The sequence below is a fragment of the Dyella sp. 01N448 genome, from assembly GCF_056399225.1.
Genome location: NZ_JBFTQX010000003.1, coordinates 664,011 through 680,363 on the forward strand (window position 1 = coordinate 664,011; position 16,353 = coordinate 680,363).

20 protein-coding genes are annotated in these 16,353 nt (G+C 61.2%); 13 read left to right on the forward strand and 7 right to left on the reverse strand.

The genetic code is table 11. The features are described from left to right. The first annotated feature begins 293 nt into the window (after window positions 1-293). The 3 genes from AC1DKY_RS07170 to AC1DKY_RS07180 all read left to right on the forward strand — a co-directional run bounded on the left by AC1DKY_RS07170 (window position 294) and on the right by AC1DKY_RS07180 (window position 1,490). On the forward strand, window positions 294-449 hold the full coding sequence (locus AC1DKY_RS07170; protein ID WP_441604617.1) for a hypothetical protein: 156 nt from the start codon (window positions 294-296) through the stop codon (window positions 447-449). A gap of 119 nt (window positions 450-568) precedes the next feature. Beyond that, window positions 569-790 carry a hypothetical protein gene (locus AC1DKY_RS07175; RefSeq protein ID WP_441604618.1) on the forward strand — a complete coding sequence of 74 codons (222 nt, stop codon included), beginning with the start codon at window positions 569-571 and terminating at the stop codon, window positions 788-790. A 445-nt stretch (window positions 791-1,235) separates the two neighbouring features. Beyond that, window positions 1,236-1,490: a hypothetical protein gene (locus AC1DKY_RS07180; RefSeq protein WP_441604619.1), complete on the forward strand. Its 255-nt coding sequence runs from the start codon at window positions 1,236-1,238 to the stop codon at window positions 1,488-1,490. A 96-nt stretch (window positions 1,491-1,586) separates the two neighbouring features. Here the strand turns inward: AC1DKY_RS07180 and AC1DKY_RS07185 are convergent, their stop codons facing one another. Then, complete coding sequence (locus AC1DKY_RS07185) at window positions 1,587-2,060, reverse strand: hemerythrin domain-containing protein (RefSeq protein ID WP_441604620.1); 474 nt, start codon at window positions 2,058-2,060, stop codon at window positions 1,587-1,589. Window positions 2,061-2,377: 317 nt separating this feature from the next. On the opposite strand from AC1DKY_RS07185, the gene AC1DKY_RS07190 reads away from it, so the two are divergent. The 4 genes from AC1DKY_RS07190 (at window position 2,378) to AC1DKY_RS07205 (ending at window position 5,045) form a co-directional block, all read left to right on the forward strand. Continuing rightward, the gene (locus AC1DKY_RS07190; RefSeq protein WP_441611081.1) at window positions 2,378-2,740 is read left to right on the forward strand and encodes an ArsR/SmtB family transcription factor; all 363 of its coding nucleotides are present in this window, start codon (window positions 2,378-2,380) and stop codon (window positions 2,738-2,740) included. Next, complete coding sequence (locus AC1DKY_RS07195) at window positions 2,718-3,218, forward strand: SRPBCC family protein (RefSeq protein WP_441604622.1); 501 nt, start codon at window positions 2,718-2,720, stop codon at window positions 3,216-3,218. Before AC1DKY_RS07190 ends, AC1DKY_RS07195 begins: the two co-directional genes overlap by 23 nt. Window positions 3,219-3,639: 421 nt before the next feature. Further along, window positions 3,640-4,395, forward strand: a complete 756-nt coding sequence (locus tag AC1DKY_RS07200; protein WP_441604623.1) for a DUF1223 domain-containing protein — start codon at window positions 3,640-3,642, stop codon at window positions 4,393-4,395. Between the two features lie 149 nt (window positions 4,396-4,544). Continuing rightward, complete coding sequence (locus AC1DKY_RS07205) at window positions 4,545-5,045, forward strand: DUF6491 family protein (RefSeq protein ID WP_441604624.1); 501 nt, start codon at window positions 4,545-4,547, stop codon at window positions 5,043-5,045. 138 nt (window positions 5,046-5,183) lie between these two features. Here AC1DKY_RS07205 and AC1DKY_RS07210 read toward each other — a convergent pair whose 3' ends face one another. After that, on the reverse strand, window positions 5,184-6,002 hold the full coding sequence (locus tag AC1DKY_RS07210; protein ID WP_441604625.1) for an alpha/beta fold hydrolase: 819 nt from the start codon (window positions 6,000-6,002) through the stop codon (window positions 5,184-5,186). A 213-nt stretch (window positions 6,003-6,215) separates the two neighbouring features. Here AC1DKY_RS07210 and AC1DKY_RS07215 point away from each other — a divergent pair, with 213 nt between their 5' ends. Then, on the forward strand, window positions 6,216-6,566 hold the full coding sequence (locus tag AC1DKY_RS07215) for a DUF3147 family protein (protein ID WP_441604626.1): 351 nt from the start codon (window positions 6,216-6,218) through the stop codon (window positions 6,564-6,566). 843 nt (window positions 6,567-7,409) lie between these two features. Continuing rightward, window positions 7,410-7,724 carry a HigA family addiction module antitoxin gene (locus AC1DKY_RS07220; RefSeq protein WP_441604627.1) on the forward strand — a complete coding sequence of 105 codons (315 nt, stop codon included), beginning with the start codon at window positions 7,410-7,412 and terminating at the stop codon, window positions 7,722-7,724. Window positions 7,725-8,055: 331 nt separating this feature from the next. Here AC1DKY_RS07220 and AC1DKY_RS07225 read toward each other — a convergent pair whose 3' ends face one another. Next, window positions 8,056-8,805 carry a Fe-Mn family superoxide dismutase gene (locus AC1DKY_RS07225; protein WP_441604628.1) on the reverse strand — a complete coding sequence of 250 codons (750 nt, stop codon included), beginning with the start codon at window positions 8,803-8,805 and terminating at the stop codon, window positions 8,056-8,058. Between the two features lie 66 nt (window positions 8,806-8,871). Continuing rightward, entirely contained in the window at window positions 8,872-9,843 is a 972-nt protein-coding gene (locus tag AC1DKY_RS07230) for a chromate resistance protein ChrB domain-containing protein (RefSeq protein WP_441604629.1), read from the reverse strand. A gap of 385 nt (window positions 9,844-10,228) precedes the next feature. On the opposite strand from AC1DKY_RS07230, the gene AC1DKY_RS07235 reads away from it, so the two are divergent. The 3 genes from AC1DKY_RS07235 to AC1DKY_RS07245 are packed head-to-tail and all read left to right on the forward strand — an operon-like array spanning window position 10,229 to window position 11,958. Continuing rightward, complete coding sequence (locus AC1DKY_RS07235; protein WP_046972573.1) at window positions 10,229-10,591, forward strand: PadR family transcriptional regulator; 363 nt, start codon at window positions 10,229-10,231, stop codon at window positions 10,589-10,591. Then, entirely contained in the window at window positions 10,591-11,508 is a 918-nt protein-coding gene (locus AC1DKY_RS07240; RefSeq protein ID WP_441604630.1) for a sensor domain-containing protein, read from the forward strand. Before AC1DKY_RS07235 ends, AC1DKY_RS07240 begins: the two co-directional genes overlap by 1 nt. 3 nt (window positions 11,509-11,511) lie before the next feature. Then, entirely contained in the window at window positions 11,512-11,958 is a 447-nt protein-coding gene (locus tag AC1DKY_RS07245) for a DUF1579 family protein (RefSeq protein ID WP_441604631.1), read from the forward strand. A gap of 85 nt (window positions 11,959-12,043) precedes the next feature. Here AC1DKY_RS07245 and AC1DKY_RS07250 read toward each other — a convergent pair whose 3' ends face one another. The 3 genes from AC1DKY_RS07250 to AC1DKY_RS07260 all read right to left on the reverse strand — a co-directional run bounded on the left by AC1DKY_RS07250 (window position 12,044) and on the right by AC1DKY_RS07260 (window position 15,375). After that, the gene (locus AC1DKY_RS07250) at window positions 12,044-13,246 is read right to left on the reverse strand and encodes a DUF1501 domain-containing protein (RefSeq protein WP_441604632.1); all 1,203 of its coding nucleotides are present in this window, start codon (window positions 13,244-13,246) and stop codon (window positions 12,044-12,046) included. 9 nt (window positions 13,247-13,255) lie between these two features. Next, complete coding sequence (locus AC1DKY_RS07255; RefSeq protein WP_441604633.1) at window positions 13,256-14,800, reverse strand: DUF1800 domain-containing protein; 1,545 nt, start codon at window positions 14,798-14,800, stop codon at window positions 13,256-13,258. A 287-nt stretch (window positions 14,801-15,087) separates the two neighbouring features. Further along, window positions 15,088-15,375 carry a hypothetical protein gene (locus AC1DKY_RS07260; protein WP_441604634.1) on the reverse strand — a complete coding sequence of 96 codons (288 nt, stop codon included), beginning with the start codon at window positions 15,373-15,375 and terminating at the stop codon, window positions 15,088-15,090. Window positions 15,376-15,480: 105 nt separating this feature from the next. Between AC1DKY_RS07260 and AC1DKY_RS07265 the strand changes: the two genes are divergently transcribed. Then, window positions 15,481-16,089, forward strand: coding sequence for a class I SAM-dependent DNA methyltransferase (locus AC1DKY_RS07265; protein WP_441604635.1), 609 nt, complete (start codon window positions 15,481-15,483; stop codon window positions 16,087-16,089). Window positions 16,090-16,353 lie beyond the last annotated feature (264 nt).

Below are 16,353 nucleotides of genomic sequence, written 5' to 3' on the forward strand. Positions count from 1 at the left end.
ACGGATTCGGAGGAAGCGAGCCAGGAAGATTAGTCGTTTGCGGCGTGCGACTGCACCTGCTTTTTTCACGGTGCGTACGCTTGAAGTGCTCGGCGAGCGAATTGACCTGACTTCTCCTTGCAGTTCACGGTGGCGCACAGGAGACGTGATGGGTGTGTAGGTTTTGCATTTCGTTGCGGACAACTCGGAAGGAATGAATGCAAACATCAGCCCCCAACAGAGATGTCACGCTGCCGCGACCCTCCAATGGCCAGTGTGGACCCCGCGGCATACCTACCGCCCTGGAGTAGTACATGAGCAACGCCAACAACATGAATGCACCCCGCACCCCGCAGACGGATCCGTCCAAAGCGCCTCAAGAAAAGGAAGCGCAGCGTACCGATCGATCCAAGGATGAAAAGGACACGAAGGGACAGCCGTCCGATAACCCGGGACATTCGAAGAAGTAACGACCATTGGATCGCCATGAGGGCCGCCTTTGCGCGGCCCTTTGGTGCACGAGCGCGAGGTTGGGTACGCATGCTCGCGGGAGCAGCGTCTGCAGTGCGTCCTTCTAGAGATTTATTCCATGTTCGATGTAGCCGGCAATACCAGTGATGGAGTCAGCTTCACTGGGCTGTACACCCATGCAGCCTCGAACAGTGTCGTTTGGGCCGCGACCTATCGTAAGGACGGGGTCTATAGCGGAAGGCGCAACGGGAGGGTCTTCGGCGTCGGTACCTTTACGGTAGTCGAAACCGACCAAGCCGTCGCTAACGATATCGAACAGGCATGGTTCGACCTGACATGAAGCATGCGGACTCCTCGTGGCTTTGATGCGCGCGTCGTATCGCGAGCTCCTTCGTCAAAGCGTGGCAACCCTGGCCATCATTAGCCGACCGGCAGCTGAAGATCGATAGCCCTCGTCCCGCACAGCGCTCCATGGAGGCATACAGTGTCCACATGCATTGGGACGTGTATTGCGAGAAAGACTATAGCGGCTACTGGGTCGTGACCAATTATGCGCATCATAAGACCGACGTGGGGCCCTTCACATTAGAGTCCGACGCAGTCGATAACGCCGTCGATGCACGTGAGAAAATACGGGCGGTATACGGCTTTGACGCATTTTTAGAAGTCGCTGAGCATTAGCGACGTGCGCCTCCCCTGTTAACGGTGAATACCGCCGTGTTTCACGATGCCCTACAACCGTCTGGATAAACTCCAACGGCAGGGTGCCCTACAGGACATCGACCATGGGCGACATCAGAGGTGTGCACCGCACCGTCTCGTATCGAGCGACATCACGCGAGCAAGACGGGCAAACGCACTGGCACGCCAGGTTTCACTACGACGGACAAACATCCGAAGCGCTGGGTTCGGTCCGCAACGACTGGTCGCCGTTAGCAGATCCGGATATCAGAATGCACGTGACCTTGCAGCTCTATATCGAGGCTACCTTGCTACGCGGCGGCTATGAGTTGGAGCCGGACGGGTGGCCGGCGATATAAAGATACGCGCCACGTTTGGCGTCGATGTGCTCGCCGAGCAAAGACGGCGACTGAACTGTTCGACCGGCTTTGCTTTGCCAACTGGGGAGTGCCTGCTCAGGCTGCCTGTTGCTTTTTGGCCTCGGCGACCAATTCCTTTTTCCGCTCTGCCATCGCTTCGCCAAGGGACCGCAATTGGTCCTTGTCGAGCAGCTCCTTGGCCTGTTTTAACATCTCCTGTTCTTCCTCTTCGATGTGATGCTCAATGAGCTCCTTGAGCACCTTTGCGCGACCCGAAAATTTCTCTGAATCTGGCTCGGTCTTGAAGAGGTCGCCTAGAACCAGGTCCTTCGCAGCTCGATGCTCTTCAAGAGCCTCGTAATACATCTTCTCCTGCTCCTTGCCACCCGCATCCCGATAGGCCGGGTAGAAGATTTCTTCTTCGATGGCGACGTGTGCGGACAGTTTGGTTTGAATCGTCGCGATCAGCTCCGCGCGTCGTTTGACAGCACGTGATGTTGTTTCGGTGAGCTCAACAAGGAGCTCTTTGACTTCTTTGTGCTCGGATTTCAGCAATTGGATGGCGTCCACGGTGTTCTCGCGTTGAGTGGAAGAGTAGACGGAGCGTGCGGCCTGGCGTGTGAGGCGGATGGCGGTCGTGCGAGAAGGTGGCGTCAAGGCATCGTGTTCCCGCCAACCGGCACGCCTATGATCCAGCGAGTGGCGCACAGTGGCGACGCTGCTCTTATGAACAAAATCCAGCGCGGAAGGCCGAGGGCGCCAGTCGGAACGTTGGCTGCGCCAGGCATGCGCAGTTTGGGCCCGGAGCGGCCGAGCCCAAACTGCGCGATTTGCTCCCGCGGATCATCCGCTTGCAAACCCGCAATGCGTGCCATACAGTGAACCATATGGTTCACTATCAAGCCCGCCTCGACACAACGTTCGCCGCTCTCTCCGATGTCACCCGACGCGGCGTGCTGGAGCAGCTTGGGGGTTCAGACGCCTCGATCTCCGAGCTCGCCCAAAGGTTTCACATGACGCTCACGGGCATGAAGAAGCACGTCAGCATCCTGGAGCAGGCGGGCCTTGTGACTACGGAGAAGGTCGGGCGTGTACGAACCTGCAAGCTCGGAAAGCGCCGACTTGAAGAAGAGGCCGCCTGGATCGAGCAGCACCGCCAACTATGGAGCGCACGCTTCGATGCACTGGACAAGCTTGTCGAGCACTTGAAATCCAAGGAGAAGGCAGATGCCCAACGAAGAAAAAGGTAGTCCCGCCGCCACGAACCGCACCACCGTGGAACGCATGTCCGACCGCGAACTCGTGGTGAGGCGAACGTTCAATGCCTCCGCGCGCATCGTCTTCGAAGCGTGGAGCAAACCCGAATTGTTCAAGCAGTGGTGGGTTCCGAAGTCGGTGGGCATGTCGCTGGTCTCGTGCGACATGGATGTTCGCACCGGGGGCACGTATCGCCTCGTGTTCAGCCATCCGGCCTTCGATCAACCGATGGCGTTCTTCGGCACCTACAGAGAAGTAACGCCGCACAGGCGCCTCGTATGGACGAACGAAGATAGCGACCAAGGCGCATTGACCACGGTAACGTTCGAAGAAAATGCCGGCAAGACGCTGGTCACCTTTCACGAACTCTACCCCACAGAAGCGGCACTCGACGAAGCCCTCGCGGGTTCGGCGGAAGGCCTGCCCGAACAGTTCGCACAACTGGATGACTTGCTCGCAGGCCGATCGTAAACATACGGCGGCTACCGACGCATGGAAGGAATGGCGATGAAGCACACCATCCCCCGCCGCGCTGATCAGTTCCGCGCCTCGTGAGAACGGTGTGCTCAGACGCGATTTCCTGAAGAGCGCCATGTCAACAAGGGAGTCAGCTGGTCTGCGGCCGAAGCGGGCTGCGTGCAGAACATCGACTTGTCGCGTAGTCCGTTGAAGCGTTGAAGGGAATGTCCGCTGTCGACCCAAAGTGGCCCCGGGAACAATCGACATCCCATCATTCGGGGATCTTGGCTATCCGCTCGTCGAGTATCACGCTCCAATGACTTGGGCCGGATACGCGCATCCCGCTTCGTGTAACTTTGCCTCCGGCCGCAACGAAGTACTTTACGAAGGCGCGCACTAGGCGTAGCTGACCTGACAACCGACTCGGAGGGGCATGGCCATGATTGCTCGAGCGTTACTGAAGTTGCTTGTCAGCATCATCGGGGCAGGGGGATTCGCAGCCCTAAGCCACGCACAGGACGGGCCGCCGACGCCACAGCGTCCACTGGTCGTTGTCGAGCTATTCCAGAGCCAAGGTTGTTCGTCATGCCCACCCGCGCAGGACAACCTCAATGCCATTGCCGGAAAGCCAGGGATTCTTGCGCTGTCCTTTGCCGTGACCTACTGGGATAACCTCGGGTGGAAAGATACGTTTGCTCGAGACGCCTATACACAAAGGCAGTGGGACTACGCGCATAACAAGAAGCACGATAACGTCTGGACGCCACAGATCTATATCAACGGTCAGGTCGACCTGGTGGGAACCAATCGCCGCCAGCTCGACGAGGCCATTGAACATGCCTCCAGCCAAGGCCCCTCCATGAGCTGGGACAGAGGCCAACTTGCGATAGGCGCCGGCCAGGCATCGTCGCCCCGCGACGTGTGGCTGGTGCGTTATGACCCTCGTGCGGTCAGTGTCCATGTTCGCGCGGGGGAGAACAGTGGCCGTACGCTGCTGCATCGCAATGTTGTGCACGAGCTTGTTCACTTGGGGACGTGGAACGGAGCGCCGCTCTCGTTCGCATTGCCGCCAATGTCGTCGTCAGGTTTGTCGACCGCCGCGTTGGTACAGATCCCCAAAGGGGGTGACATTCTCGCGGCATCCGAGGAGCCGTCTGAGTCGGAAAAGGGGACGGAGGCAGTTAATTAGGTTAACTACCTCGGTCTCTTTTCCGATTGGTTTGCCATGCCCTCATCCCTCGAGACAGCGCATGAAACAGTCTTCATGCGCCGCCGGTTGATCCTGCGGGGCGCGGCTTGTAGAAGAGGTAACCGAGCATCGTCCCAGGGAGCGTCGTCATGAAGATGCGCAAGGGAAAGGTTTGGAGTCTGGCCTGCTTCGCATGGCTGATAGCGAGTGGCGTTGCCATGGCGGGTCCGCAAAAAGATCTGCAGGCCGCCGAGCGCGATGCCTACATGAAGTCCGCCGGCCATGCGGTGGAAAGCATCGCCGATACCGCCGTCGTGACTAGCGTGGATCCGCTCGGCGATCATCGTATTGCCGTCTATACCGTGGACGGATCGCATAAGGATGTCTGGCTCGTGACCACGGATGAAGGCTGCCCGCAGCCGGTGCTGTCAGGGAGCCGCATCGTGTCGCTCGATGCCGGCGTTTCGCACGACTGCCGTTCCGTAGTTATCCAGACAATGGACAAGCGGGATCTGGGTCATCGCCTCAGGGTGATCGAGCCCCGCCCAGCGCGGAGCCCGGACGCCACCTACCCGTCGGAGCCAGAGACACTGCGCTGGCAAACCATGTTCCGTACCGACGAAATGGCCGACGGTGGCCGTACACGGTAGAACATTGCGGCCGTTGCGGGGTTACATAAGGTCGATCGAGATGTCCCCGTTTCCGACGCGAAGCGGCACTTAGATTGAGTGGCACACCCATGGGCGCGCCACTCAAATTGCCTGGCTCTGGTTCGGGCGGGTGTCCCGTCAGGATTTGATAAATGCGAGAAGGTCGGGGTTGAGGACGTCCGCGTGGGTAGTGAGCATGCCGTGCGGGTAGCCAGGGTATGTCTTCAGCTTACCGTTCGCGAGCAGGTCGACCGCGCGCGGCACCGCACTGGCGAATGGGACGATCTGGTCGTCTTCGCCATGCATGACCAGGACCGGCACCGTGATCTTCTTCAGATCTTCGGTGTAGTCCTCCAGCCAGGAGGCGACGGTTTCGTAGTGGGCCTGAGCGCTGCCGGCCATGCCCTGGCGCCACCAGTTCGCGATCACCGCCTCGGACGGCTTGGCGCCCTGACGGTTGAATCCGTAGAACGGACCCTCAGGGACGGCCCGGTAAAACTCCGACCGGTTGCCAAGCACGCCTGACCTGACCCCTTCAAAAAACTCCTGCGGCTGGCCGCCAGGGTTCGCGTCGGTTTTCACCATGTTCGGTGTCAACGAGGCCACCAGCACTGCCTTGGCGACACGCTTCTGGTGGCGAGCGACGTAGCGGGCCACTTCGCCACCGCCGGTCGAGTGCCCGATGTGGATAGCGTCGTGGATGTCGAGGTACTCGGTCAGTGCAGCGAGGTCAGCGACCCAGTGGTCCATGTCGTTGCCGGTGCCGACTTGCTCGGACCGACCGTGCCCGCGCCGGTCATGGGCGATCACCCGGTAGCCGTGCTGAAGAAAAAACGTCATCTGGGCGTCCCAGTCGTCGGCCGACAAGGGCCACCCATGACTGAAGACGATCGGCTGACCGGAGCCCCAGTCTTTATAAAAGATCTCTACGCCGTCCGGCGTGGTGATCGTAGCCATTACTGACACCTCCTCTCGTGGTCTGTCCCCTGGTGTCTCGGGCGGTTCGCACCGTTCAATAGCACCGCGAGCGTGATTCCGTTGTCACGACGTTCCCGCCGCGTGCAGATCACCTGCTTGTTGAAGCGAGGCAGCTTGATTCACAGGGTCTGCCTTCGATCCATAGCGGACGTTTTTCAATCCGCAGATCCCGCCGCGCGTTAGACTCCGACCATGCTCTGGATCATTACGAAATACTTCATCACAGCCGCCATCGTCGTGGCTGTGTCAGAAGTCGCCAAGCGCAGCGATCGGGCGGGTGCTCTGCTGGCGTCGCTGCCATTGGTGACGCTACTGGCGCTGACATGGCTTTACATCGAAAAGCAGCCGGCTGAGAAAATCACCAACCATGCTTGGTACACCTTCTGGTATGTGGTGCCGACCTTGCCGATGTTCTTGGCGTTCCCGCGCCTCTTTGCACGATTTGGATTCTGGCCGGCACTCGGTCTCAGCGCGGTCATCACCATCGTGTGCTTTGCCTTGTTTGCGTGGGCCGTGCGCCCGCTGGGAATCAGGCTGATTTGATGCGAGAGCGCGACAAGCGGGACCGAGGTAATTAAGTCCCGTCGCCATGGTTCGAATAAACTATCTCCTTCCCGCTTGCTCCGCAGAAAGTCGCATGCTCTCTTCTGCTTTCAAAGGGAAGGGCGCTGACATTTCGCCGGCCCAGAGACCTCGCGCTCGCCTGCGGCCACGCGGACGTCCATCTCGCTCAACCCTGACAGACGATGCCGCCCCTGCTTGTTAGGGTCGATCCGTCACTTTCGCTGTCGTACTGCAAGGCTTAGAGGGTGACCATGACGACCAAGTCATGATGCGCGAGCCGTGAGTGCTGAGAACACCCACGACCCGCTAACCATCCCCAACTCATAGGAAGTTGATCATGGCTATCCGCGATCATACGGTACGCATTCGCTCGTCCGTTCCCCCTGACGACACCCTCGCTCCTCCGCCTGACGACTCGTCATCCGAGGCGGTGGCATGGCCCGAAACCCTTCGTCATAGCACTCGCGGCGACGTCGCCCTGGCGGTGCTCGCCCTCACGCGCCTGCGTCTCGACAGCGAGCAGTGCCGCCACGCGCAGGCGCGGGGATTCCCCGGCAGGCCACTGCCATGGCCGCTTCCCGTAGCCGTCACGGCCAGCCTGGGCGCGGCCATCCACTGCCTTCAGCAGTGCGCCCGCCTGCTCGGTGACGAGCCTCGAGTGACCACCACACGTCTCCGATGATCGCCGATGCGGCGCATCGGCCGGCATGGCGATGCGCCGCATCGGGGCGATCACCGACGAAGTTGCCAAGCATTCACTGACACGGAGCGCTGTAAGCGCCTGAGCCGCTGCGGAGCCGTGTCCGACAGGGAGGAACCACCATGGAACTGATCCAGCTCACCCCGCACTCGGAAGTAGACCCCTCGCAACCCCTGCGAGCCCCCGGCGACATCCTGCTGCACGCCTACCTGATTCCCAGCGCCCTCAACCCCGCCCAACTCGCCCGTCGCACCGGCATACCCTCCGATCAGATCAAAGCCTTCATCGCCGACACTCACCCCATCACCCCCAAGGTCGCCATCCGCCTCTCCCTGGCTTTCGACACCACTGCCTTCTACTGGCTGGCACTTCAGGCGCGATACGATTTGGAAAGGGCGAAGCCTGTGGTCCGCGCTTATCGTCCGCTCGTTGATTGAGGGCAAACGCGCGACACGACAAACGGGACGGAGATAGTTGCGTCCCACCGCCATTGTTCGAATTAACTACCTCCGTCCCGTTTGCTCTCGCTACGGGTAAAGCGTGCTTGATCTTCCGATTTGCATCGAAGATCTCCTAGCCGAGCGCTAACCGAAGCTTCCCGAAGAAATGCCGTGGTCGACGCAATTTCGCCCGACGCACTCATCGCGAAGCTGATCGCAGTTCACTTCTGAGCGTTCCAGCTCGCGTCGCCTAAATTCTTTTCACTTAACGACGGGCAACGGTCGGGCGAAGGCCAGCAAGTTACGCCAGCGATCGGCTTAGGAAGGTCTAACTCGCCTCGGCAAAGCGGTGCGCGCTAGCCAAACGCGTTGCCACCACGCTCCAGCGGATATTCTGGAAGAAGGCATCGACGTATTTGGGCGCGGCGGCGCCGTAATCCATCTGGTAGGAATGCTCGTACATGTCCATGACCAGTAGCGGCCAGGTCGCGGCGGGACCGTGCAGATGGTCCCACAGCCAGTAGTTTTCGATCTGCCCAGTGTGCAGGTTGTAGCCAAGTATCACCCAGCCCGATCCACCACCCAGGCCCGCACCGATCTTGCGGAACTCTTCCTCCCAGGCCGTGTAGCTCCCGAAGGCCTCGCCGATGGCGCGGCGCAGCGTCTCGTCGGCCTGGCCATCGCCACCGAGGTTCTCGAAATAGAGTTCGTGGAACACCACCGAACCGGTGCGCATCAGGTGCTCGCGCTTGAGGTCGTCGTAGACGTAGGGCGGCGTTTCCTTGTCGGTCAGGGCCAGGGCCAGCTTCTGCTTGACGGTGTTCAGCGCTTTCACCGAACCGCCGTAGTTGTTCTCCCAGTGCGATCGGATCAACTTTTCGGATATGCCGTGCAGTTTGGTCGGATCGAACGGCAGCGGTTTGGGCTGGTGCCGCGGCGTGAAAGCAGGATTGGCGACTGTCGTCGCGCCAGCGGCAGCACCGACTTGGTCGGCGGCCTGAACCGTGCCAGCTAGCATGGCACCGGCCACGGCGACTGAGGCGGTTTGCAGGAATTGGCGGCGAGAATCATTGTTCATGGCGTTATTTCCTTGGGGACGGAAAACATTCATGGCATCGCTACATGCAGCATCGCGGAGAGCGGCTCATGAGCGCTTCTGTTGGGTATCGCTTTTGCCGAAATGGGCATAGAGGGAGTCGAGTACGTAGCCCGCCTGTTCGAGCAGTTGATCGTCATTGAGGCCACGTTCGCGCGCACCGCCGAGGAAGGCTTCAAAGCCACCCGCCTCCGGCACCGGCGCACCGCCGACGTCGAGCACGTGCACCATTTGGCCCAGGCGTAACAGGCCGCGATCGTCGTCCAGCCCGAAGCTGGCCAGCAGCACCTCGAAGGTCACGCGTTCGCCAACATGGGTGAAGGCTGCACCGTCGAAGTCGAAGCCCAGCGCTTTTTTTGGGCAGGCCGAGGGCTTCTCCAGCCATAGAAAGCGCGCTTGTGTATCGATGAAGCGCTGGATCAGCCAGGCACTGGCAACGCGGTCTACCCACAGGCCCCGCCGCGTCGCCCATGTACGAGCTTGGTAGTCGCCGATATTTCGCCGTGCAATCGATCCATGGGCGGCGTGTGGTTCGTCGGGTGAAAGCAGCATATCGACGACGCCTACGAAATCGCTCCACGTGGCTTCGGCGCGTACCGTAGCCTCGCCAGGAAAATAATCGATGGCTCGCAAGGCGTCGTACTCGCGGCGCAAACGACGTAGCAGGCGATTCACTTCGGGTGCGGACAGGCCCGATAGCGACTTGCGCACCGTGGACAGCGATTGGCCGAATTCCGTGTAGGCCTCGCTGCGATCGAACAGGCCGAGGAACAACATGTCCTGGGTCTCATCGCGGCTTGAGGTGTCGATCAGCATGGCCGTGCCGCCGGCTTCGACGATGGCGTCGGCCAGCTCCTGCAGCGCCTCGCGGTGTTGAGGGGCCTGGGGCAGCAGATAGACCCCGTCACGCAGCACCGCGCAGCCCATCGCTTTCAGAGCGCGCCAGAAGCGCATGCGCGCCGTGGCGTTCTCGGTCGGCAAGGTGAGAATCAACAGCAGCCAGCTTCGTGCCTTATGCATGGTCACGAACTCTACGTATCTGTAGGAGTTAATACAAGCTATCTCGCCTCGGGGTGCTAGGCCGGCGCGCGTCCGGCGACCACGACATACAGCATGGGATCGCATTCGGCATCGACGGTGGGGAAGGTCAAAATCGGCCTAGGCGATCAAGTCCGGGAGCTAGGCGGCCGAGCTGAGCCCGTCGCCCGACCCACGCGAACTGATCCCCGAGTCCCGAGGTGCCGCGTGTCCCCTCAGCCGCCTAAGCGCGCTGACACCAATGTCTGTACCCCCCTCTGACACCAATGTTTGTATCTGGAGCGGCCTCCCATGACTTCATACCCATGCACTAGTACGAACTTCACACTATTGTTCACTCCATGATGAGTAGCAGTGCGGGTGGGGCGTGGAAGACAACAGCAGCCATCTGAAGAAATTCCAGAAGGAGCTGTCGGCGGGCACGGTGTCGCTGGTGCTGCTGGCGGTGCTGGGGCAGTCGCGGCAGCCGATGTATGGCTACCAGATCGCCAAGCGGCTGGAAGAGGTGGGAGAAGGCGTGCTCGCCGGCAAGCAGAGCGCGCTGTATCCGGTGCTGCGCAATCTCGAAGGGGCGGGGTTGTTGGCCAGCGAGGTGGAGCCTTCCATCAGCGGTCCGCCGCGGCGCTATTACCGCATCACCAAACAAGGGCGCGAGGTGTTGCGCGACTGGGTGCAAGCCTGGGCGGCCACGCGCGATTCTGTCGACGGGGTTTTGCAAGGAGGGGTGTAATGAACGCACCACGCACGATTGCCGAATATCTGAATCAGTTGCGCGCTGCGCTCAAGGGCGCGGATCCGGCCTTGATCCAGGATGCGCTGTACGACGCCGAGGAACACTTGCGCGCCGAGCTGGCCGAAGACCCCAAGCGCAGCGAAGCGGACATGCTGGCCCACGTGGTGAGCACCTATGGCGCGCCGGAAGAGGTTGCCGATATCTATCGCGACCAGGAGATCAAGATCCAGCGCGCGCTGCGTCCGCCGCCGGTGCCGCGTCGTCGCTCGGCACTGGGCCGCTTCTTTGGCGTCGCGGTCGATTCCCATACCTGGGGCGCCTTGTTCTACATGCTGCTGGCACTGGGCACGGGCATCTTCTACTTCACGTGGGCCGTGACCGGGCTTTCGCTTTCGCTGGGTCTGGCAGTGCTGGTGATCGGCATTCCCTTCATGATTTTGTTCCTCGGCACAGTGCGTGCGCTGTCGCTGCTGGAAGGGCGCATCGTGGAAACCATGCTTGGCGTGCGCATGCCGCGTCGCCCGCCGTATCCGACGAACGGCAGCAAGTCGTTCTGGGGGCGCGTGGGTGCGATCTTCACCGATGGCCGCACCTGGACCACGATGTTCTACATGATCCTGATGCTGCCGCTTGGCATCCTGTATTTCACGCTCACCATCACCTTCCTGAGCATCTCGCTGGGCTTGATCGCCACGCCGATCCTCAAGGCGCTCAGCGTGGCCGATGTGATCTACTTGCAATGCGGCATCCCGCATTGGCTGTGCGACAACAATTACTGGCCGCTGGCCATACTCACCTGCATCGGCGGCGTGTTCCTGTTGTTCGCAACGCTGCATATGGTGCGCGGCCTGGGCAAACTGCACGGCGCCATCGCCAAGGGCTTGCTGGTGCGCAGCGTGAACGAGGGCGCCTGAGTCATGTCCGCGAACATGCTGACCCGCCTCGCAGGCGAATGGCAGGGCGAGGAAACCATCGCCACCACGCGCTGGGGACAAGGCGGAGTGGCGATGGGCTGGTTCTCGGCGCACATGCAACTCAATGGGCGCGTGCTGATCCAGGACTACCGCGAGGAACGCGACGGCAAGCCGTCATTGCGGGTACACGCAGTGTTCGTGGCCGAACCCGAGCATGATCAGTACAGCCTCTATTGGTTCGATAGCTACGGCTTCGTGCCGGGCACGCCGGCGCCGGGATTGTGGAATGGCGAGCGGCTGACCTTCGTGCGCAGTTCACCGCGCGGGCAGACACGACATGTGTACGTGTTCGAGAGCGATGAGGTGTTTACGCTGAAGCTCGAGAGTTCGTTTGATGGTGGCGTGAGTTGGGAGTTGGTGATGACGGGGCGTTATGGCCGTTGTGGGTGAAAAGCGTCGCGCACAGGGTGCGCTCCCACAGGGGTAGGGCTGCCGCTCACCCTTGTGGGAGCGCACCCTGTGCGCGACTCGGCGATCAGACAAGCTGCAAATCTCGCGGCCTTGCCCCCGGAAACACCGACAACAACTGGCTGTTCGATAATCCCCACATTCTTCCCATCACCCCAGCCAACACATCGCGGTAATTGTTGATCACCGGATAGTCGCGATTCTGCAGCAGGCTCTGCGCATTCACGGCCACTTGCTCGCCCGCAATGCGACCGCCGTTCACCTTGCCGCCCAGCACCCAGTACACCGTGCCGTGTCCATGGTCGGTGCCCTTGTTGCCGTTCTCACGGAACGTGCGGCCGAATTCGGACACGACGACCACGACGGTGTTGTTCCATTCGTCGCCCAGTGCATCGGCATAGGCGGCCAGTCCCTTGCCGAGGTTGGCGAGATTGTTGGCCAGTTGGCCGGTGGTATTGCCTTGGTTGACGTGGGTATCCCAGCCGCCGACATCGACGAAGCCAAGCCGATATTGGTCGCGCATCATGGTGGCGATGCGCTGGGTCTCGTCGGCGAAATTCTTGGCGTTCGGCGCGCCGCGATTGGCCTTCACCATCTCGTCCTGCAGCTCCTTGGACACGCTTTGGCGCAGTTCAAGGCCATCCGCCGCGGCGGAGGCCAGCGAGGTATTGCGGTACATGCTGGCGAGAATGCCTGCCTGGCGCTCGTCGTACACCGGTTTGGGATTGCCGCGCAGCGAGATATTGGGAATGTCGCGGCCGCTGCCCTGGAAGCTGAGCGGCAGCGCGTCGGTAAAGGCGATCGACGGCACCGTGCTCATCTGTCCCGACAGCCGCGCCATGAAACCCGAGCGGTAATTGCTGCGTTGTGCCGATGGCTCGCCCGATTCGATATTGTCCTGCGTTTCGAAATGGCTGCGCGACAAATCATCGGTGCCGGCAAAGGGAACGAAGGCGACCTGGCGCTTCTGCCATAACGGATAGATGGAATCGCGCAGCACCGGGTTCAAAGCCCAGTTGCTGTCGAGGCCGATGGCGCTGTTGGTGTTGTACGGATCTGGCTTGGCGATGGCCAGGGTCGGACGCGACTCGTAGTAGAAATCGCTGCTATAGGGCACCAAGAGGTTGTTGCAGTCGTAGCCGCCGCGCAGAAACACCAGCAAAAAGCGCGGCGTATTCGCCGGTGCGGCAAACAGCTTGCCGGAGAACGACATCGCCGGTGCGGCAACGGCAGCGGTGGCAGCGGCAAGCAAAAATTCGCGACGATTCATGGCGATGCCTCAGCGATAATTGAAGTCGGGCGACGAGAGCAGGAAGGTGTTCCATTCCTGTTGAGTCGTCGCCTTGGCCAGCGCATCACGCGTGGGCGCGCTCAGCGTCGTATCAAACGTGTCGTAATACAGGCGCGTGGTGAGCATGGGGAAATCGCCACCGCTCTTGGGCTGGCCTTCCGGCGTCAGCAGGCGGTTGTTGCCGGTGCCGATGGCGCCGGCAATCTCAAAACGTTTGGCCATCTGTCCGGAGCTGGACCAACCGGCGCTGTCGAGCGGCCAGCCGTCCGGCGTCAGGCGCCCAAACACCGGCTCACCCAGCTGATTGAGCCAGTTGAGCAGCGGTTTGGCGTTGGCGATCGGTTTGCCGTCATAAGCCATGCGCACCGAGGACACCATGAATTGCATCGGGTCCTTGAACTTCTTGCCATAGCTGGCGGCCAATTCCTTGGACTCGAACATCGTGCGCAACACCTGGGCGATATCGCCATCGGTGTGCTGGAAGGTGTGCGCCATCTTCGCCACCAGTTCGGGTGACGGATCATCGGCAACGAAGTACTCGGCGATTTTCTTCGAGACGAACTGCGCGCACGCCGGCTGTTTGGTGATCAGGTCCACCGCTTCGCTGATTTCATCGAAGCCGCTGCCCTTGATGGTGTGGCCGAGCAACATCTTGTCGCTATAGTCGTGGCGCTTGGGATTGAACTCGAACAGGCCATTGCGTACGACCATCTCGGCAAGGCGAGGGCGCATGACGCCGGGGTCACGCAATGGCGCCACGCCGGCGCCGGTAAGAATCAGGGCGAGCTGCTGCACGTCCTGTTGCGTATAGCCCGAGCCCACGCCCAGCGTGTGCAGCTCCATCAGCTCGCGCGCATAGTTTTCGTTGACGTGGCCCTTCGCATTCTGCGCGTAGTCCAGGAACTCCATCATCGCCGGACTTTCCAGCGTCGCCATCACCAGGTCGCGGAACTTGCCCAGCGCGTGGGGGCGAATCGCGTTCTGCGTATAGTCGGCCGCCACCCAGCGCACACGTCCCTTGGCGCCGTACACGCTGAAATGGTTGAGCCAGAACCACACCATCTGTTCCTTCAGCTGGTTCGGTCCGTAGATGGCGTGCAGCAGTTCGATTTCCTGCGCCTGCTGCAGCAGATCATTGGCGTGTTGTTGCTGCGCTTTCTTGGCGGCGGTCTTGTCATCGCCGTCGGGCATGTTCTTGATCTTCTCCTGCTCGTCGCGCAGGTTGCCCAGCAGTTGCTCGGTCGGCGTATTGGCGGCTTCGTAGGAGTTGATCAGCGACTGGATCGGCGCGGGCAGGTCGTCGCTGATGCGCCCATCGAGTTGTCGGTCGAGCAGGCGGGAACGGCCCAGGTCGCGATATGTGGCGACGGTGGCGCTGTCGAGCTCGAAGCTGTCGCGGCGCAGCCAGTCCACATCGTCCTGTGACAGCGCATGCGCATCGCGTGCCGCTGCGGCGCCGGGACCGAGTACCAACAACAGGCTGCAGGCGGCCAGCCAGGGGCGAATGCCAGGGCGGTTCGGGGTATCACGCATGCGGCGGATGTCCTGAGGTGAGGGCTGGGATTCAGTCATGGGAACGCAGTTCCGCACGCCCGGCTTACCGTGGGGTGCACGGCTCTCGCGATTTTGTTCGGCGCGGATTCATGCGGCGCGCCCCGTCGGCGAGGCGTTTGGTTCGATTTCGTCATACTCGCGAAAGCCAGACGCAGCGGGGGTTGTAACCGATGGTCCATGCACGAAGCAGGTAGGCGCTGTGACACGCCGCAGGTTTCGTCGCGCAAGTCCTTGGTGGCGAGCGTGCCTTGGCAGCGCGGGCGTCGTCAGAATTCGTCGACGAACTCGACGACCGCGCCAAGCAGGGAGGCTTCCACTTCGGTCACCGCGCGCACGGCGTCACTGTGCAAACGATCGGAGGCAAGCACCTCGATCATGAAGAGCTCACTGCCGTTGTCGTCGGGCAGTTCGGTGGAGCTGGAATCGTCGCGCGGGTAGGCGGTCTCGTCGTCGATTTCCTCGACGTGTTCGATGCCATCGATCCCGTGCAGGATCGTGAGCAAGGTATCGGCATCGTCGCGCGTGCCGGTCATGCGGATGCGGATCGTGGGCATCAGGGGCGGCTCCCAGGTTCCTGCGTAAATGCTGCTGCATGGCATGTTCAGGCCAGGTGATCGCCGTCGCTGGGCTATTATTTATCCTTAAGCCGGAGATCGCTTGTGCCCAAGATTTACGACCGCGACTATTTCGACAAGTGGTATCGCCACCCCGACCACACCGTGGCATCAGCCGCTGAGCTGCGCCGTAAAGTCGCCATGGTAGTGGCACAGGCCGAGTACTACCTTGGCCGGCCGGTACGCTCAGTGCTTGATGTGGGTTGCGGGGAAGGGGTGTGGCGTGCGCCGCTGCTCAAGCTGCGTCCCGGCCTGCTTTACCAGGGCATCGATGCGAGTGAATACGCCGTGGCGCGTTATGGGCGCAGCCGCAATATCGGCCTGGCGCGCTTTGGGCAACTGGAATATCTGCGCTTTGACCAGCGCTTCGACATCATCGTTTGCACGGATGTGCTGCACTACCTCAAGCCTGCGGAAATTCGAGCGGGCCTGACCGGCATCAGCGACATGCTCGAGGGCGTCGCCTTCCTGGAAGTGTTCACCAGCAAGGACGGGGTGGATGGCGATATGGACGGCTTCCATGCACGCGCGCCGTCCTGGTATTTGAAGGCGTTCAACGAAGTGGGCCTGATGCCGTGCGGGTCGCATTGTTATCTGGGGCCGCGGTTGGAACGGCGCGTTGCGGCGCTGGAGCGCGCGCAGTCACCCGCTTGATATCTCCCTCTACGAGGTACCTGGCACCCCTGTGGGAGCGCACCCTGTGCGCGACAGCCACGCCTGGGTGTATCGCTCCGTAGGTTTGTCGCGCACAAGGTGCGCTCCCACAGTTTAGAGCTCACGCATTCATCGAGATCGGCCCGATGTCGTGGGGTTCAAATTTGCTTTCTGGGGCCACGGCTGGAGTTGCGTGTTGCGGCGCTGTTTCCCTCCGTGGGACACCGCCGCCCGTGTGACACCGACACCCCTTGTGGGAGCGCA

Bases quoted from the DNA above. Each gene is read 5' to 3' on its own strand.
- AC1DKY_RS07170 (WP_441604617.1), top strand. From the start codon at position 294: ATGAGCAACGCCAACAACATGAATGCACCCCGCACCCCGCAGACGGAT.
- AC1DKY_RS07175 (WP_441604618.1), top strand. From the start codon at position 569: ATGTTCGATGTAGCCGGCAATACCAGTGATGGAGTCAGCTTCACTGGG.
- AC1DKY_RS07180 (WP_441604619.1), top strand. From the start codon at position 1,236: ATGGGCGACATCAGAGGTGTGCACCGCACCGTCTCGTATCGAGCGACA.
- AC1DKY_RS07190 (WP_441611081.1), top strand. From the start codon at position 2,378: ATGGTTCACTATCAAGCCCGCCTCGACACAACGTTCGCCGCTCTCTCC.
- AC1DKY_RS07195 (WP_441604622.1), top strand. From the start codon at position 2,718: ATGCCCAACGAAGAAAAAGGTAGTCCCGCCGCCACGAACCGCACCACC.
- AC1DKY_RS07200 (WP_441604623.1), top strand. From the start codon at position 3,640: ATGGCCATGATTGCTCGAGCGTTACTGAAGTTGCTTGTCAGCATCATC.
- AC1DKY_RS07205 (WP_441604624.1), top strand. From the start codon at position 4,545: ATGAAGATGCGCAAGGGAAAGGTTTGGAGTCTGGCCTGCTTCGCATGG.
- AC1DKY_RS07210 (WP_441604625.1), bottom strand. From the start codon at position 6,002: ATGGCTACGATCACCACGCCGGACGGCGTAGAGATCTTTTATAAAGAC.
- AC1DKY_RS07215 (WP_441604626.1), top strand. From the start codon at position 6,216: ATGCTCTGGATCATTACGAAATACTTCATCACAGCCGCCATCGTCGTG.
- AC1DKY_RS07220 (WP_441604627.1), top strand. From the start codon at position 7,410: ATGGAACTGATCCAGCTCACCCCGCACTCGGAAGTAGACCCCTCGCAA.
- AC1DKY_RS07225 (WP_441604628.1), bottom strand. From the start codon at position 8,805: ATGAACAATGATTCTCGCCGCCAATTCCTGCAAACCGCCTCAGTCGCC.
- AC1DKY_RS07230 (WP_441604629.1), bottom strand. From the start codon at position 9,843: ATGCATAAGGCACGAAGCTGGCTGCTGTTGATTCTCACCTTGCCGACC.
- AC1DKY_RS07240 (WP_441604630.1), top strand. From the start codon at position 10,591: ATGAACGCACCACGCACGATTGCCGAATATCTGAATCAGTTGCGCGCT.
- AC1DKY_RS07245 (WP_441604631.1), top strand. From the start codon at position 11,512: ATGTCCGCGAACATGCTGACCCGCCTCGCAGGCGAATGGCAGGGCGAG.
- AC1DKY_RS07250 (WP_441604632.1), bottom strand. From the start codon at position 13,246: ATGAATCGTCGCGAATTTTTGCTTGCCGCTGCCACCGCTGCCGTTGCC.
- AC1DKY_RS07255 (WP_441604633.1), bottom strand. From the start codon at position 14,800: ATGCGTGATACCCCGAACCGCCCTGGCATTCGCCCCTGGCTGGCCGCC.
- AC1DKY_RS07260 (WP_441604634.1), bottom strand. From the start codon at position 15,375: ATGCCCACGATCCGCATCCGCATGACCGGCACGCGCGACGATGCCGAT.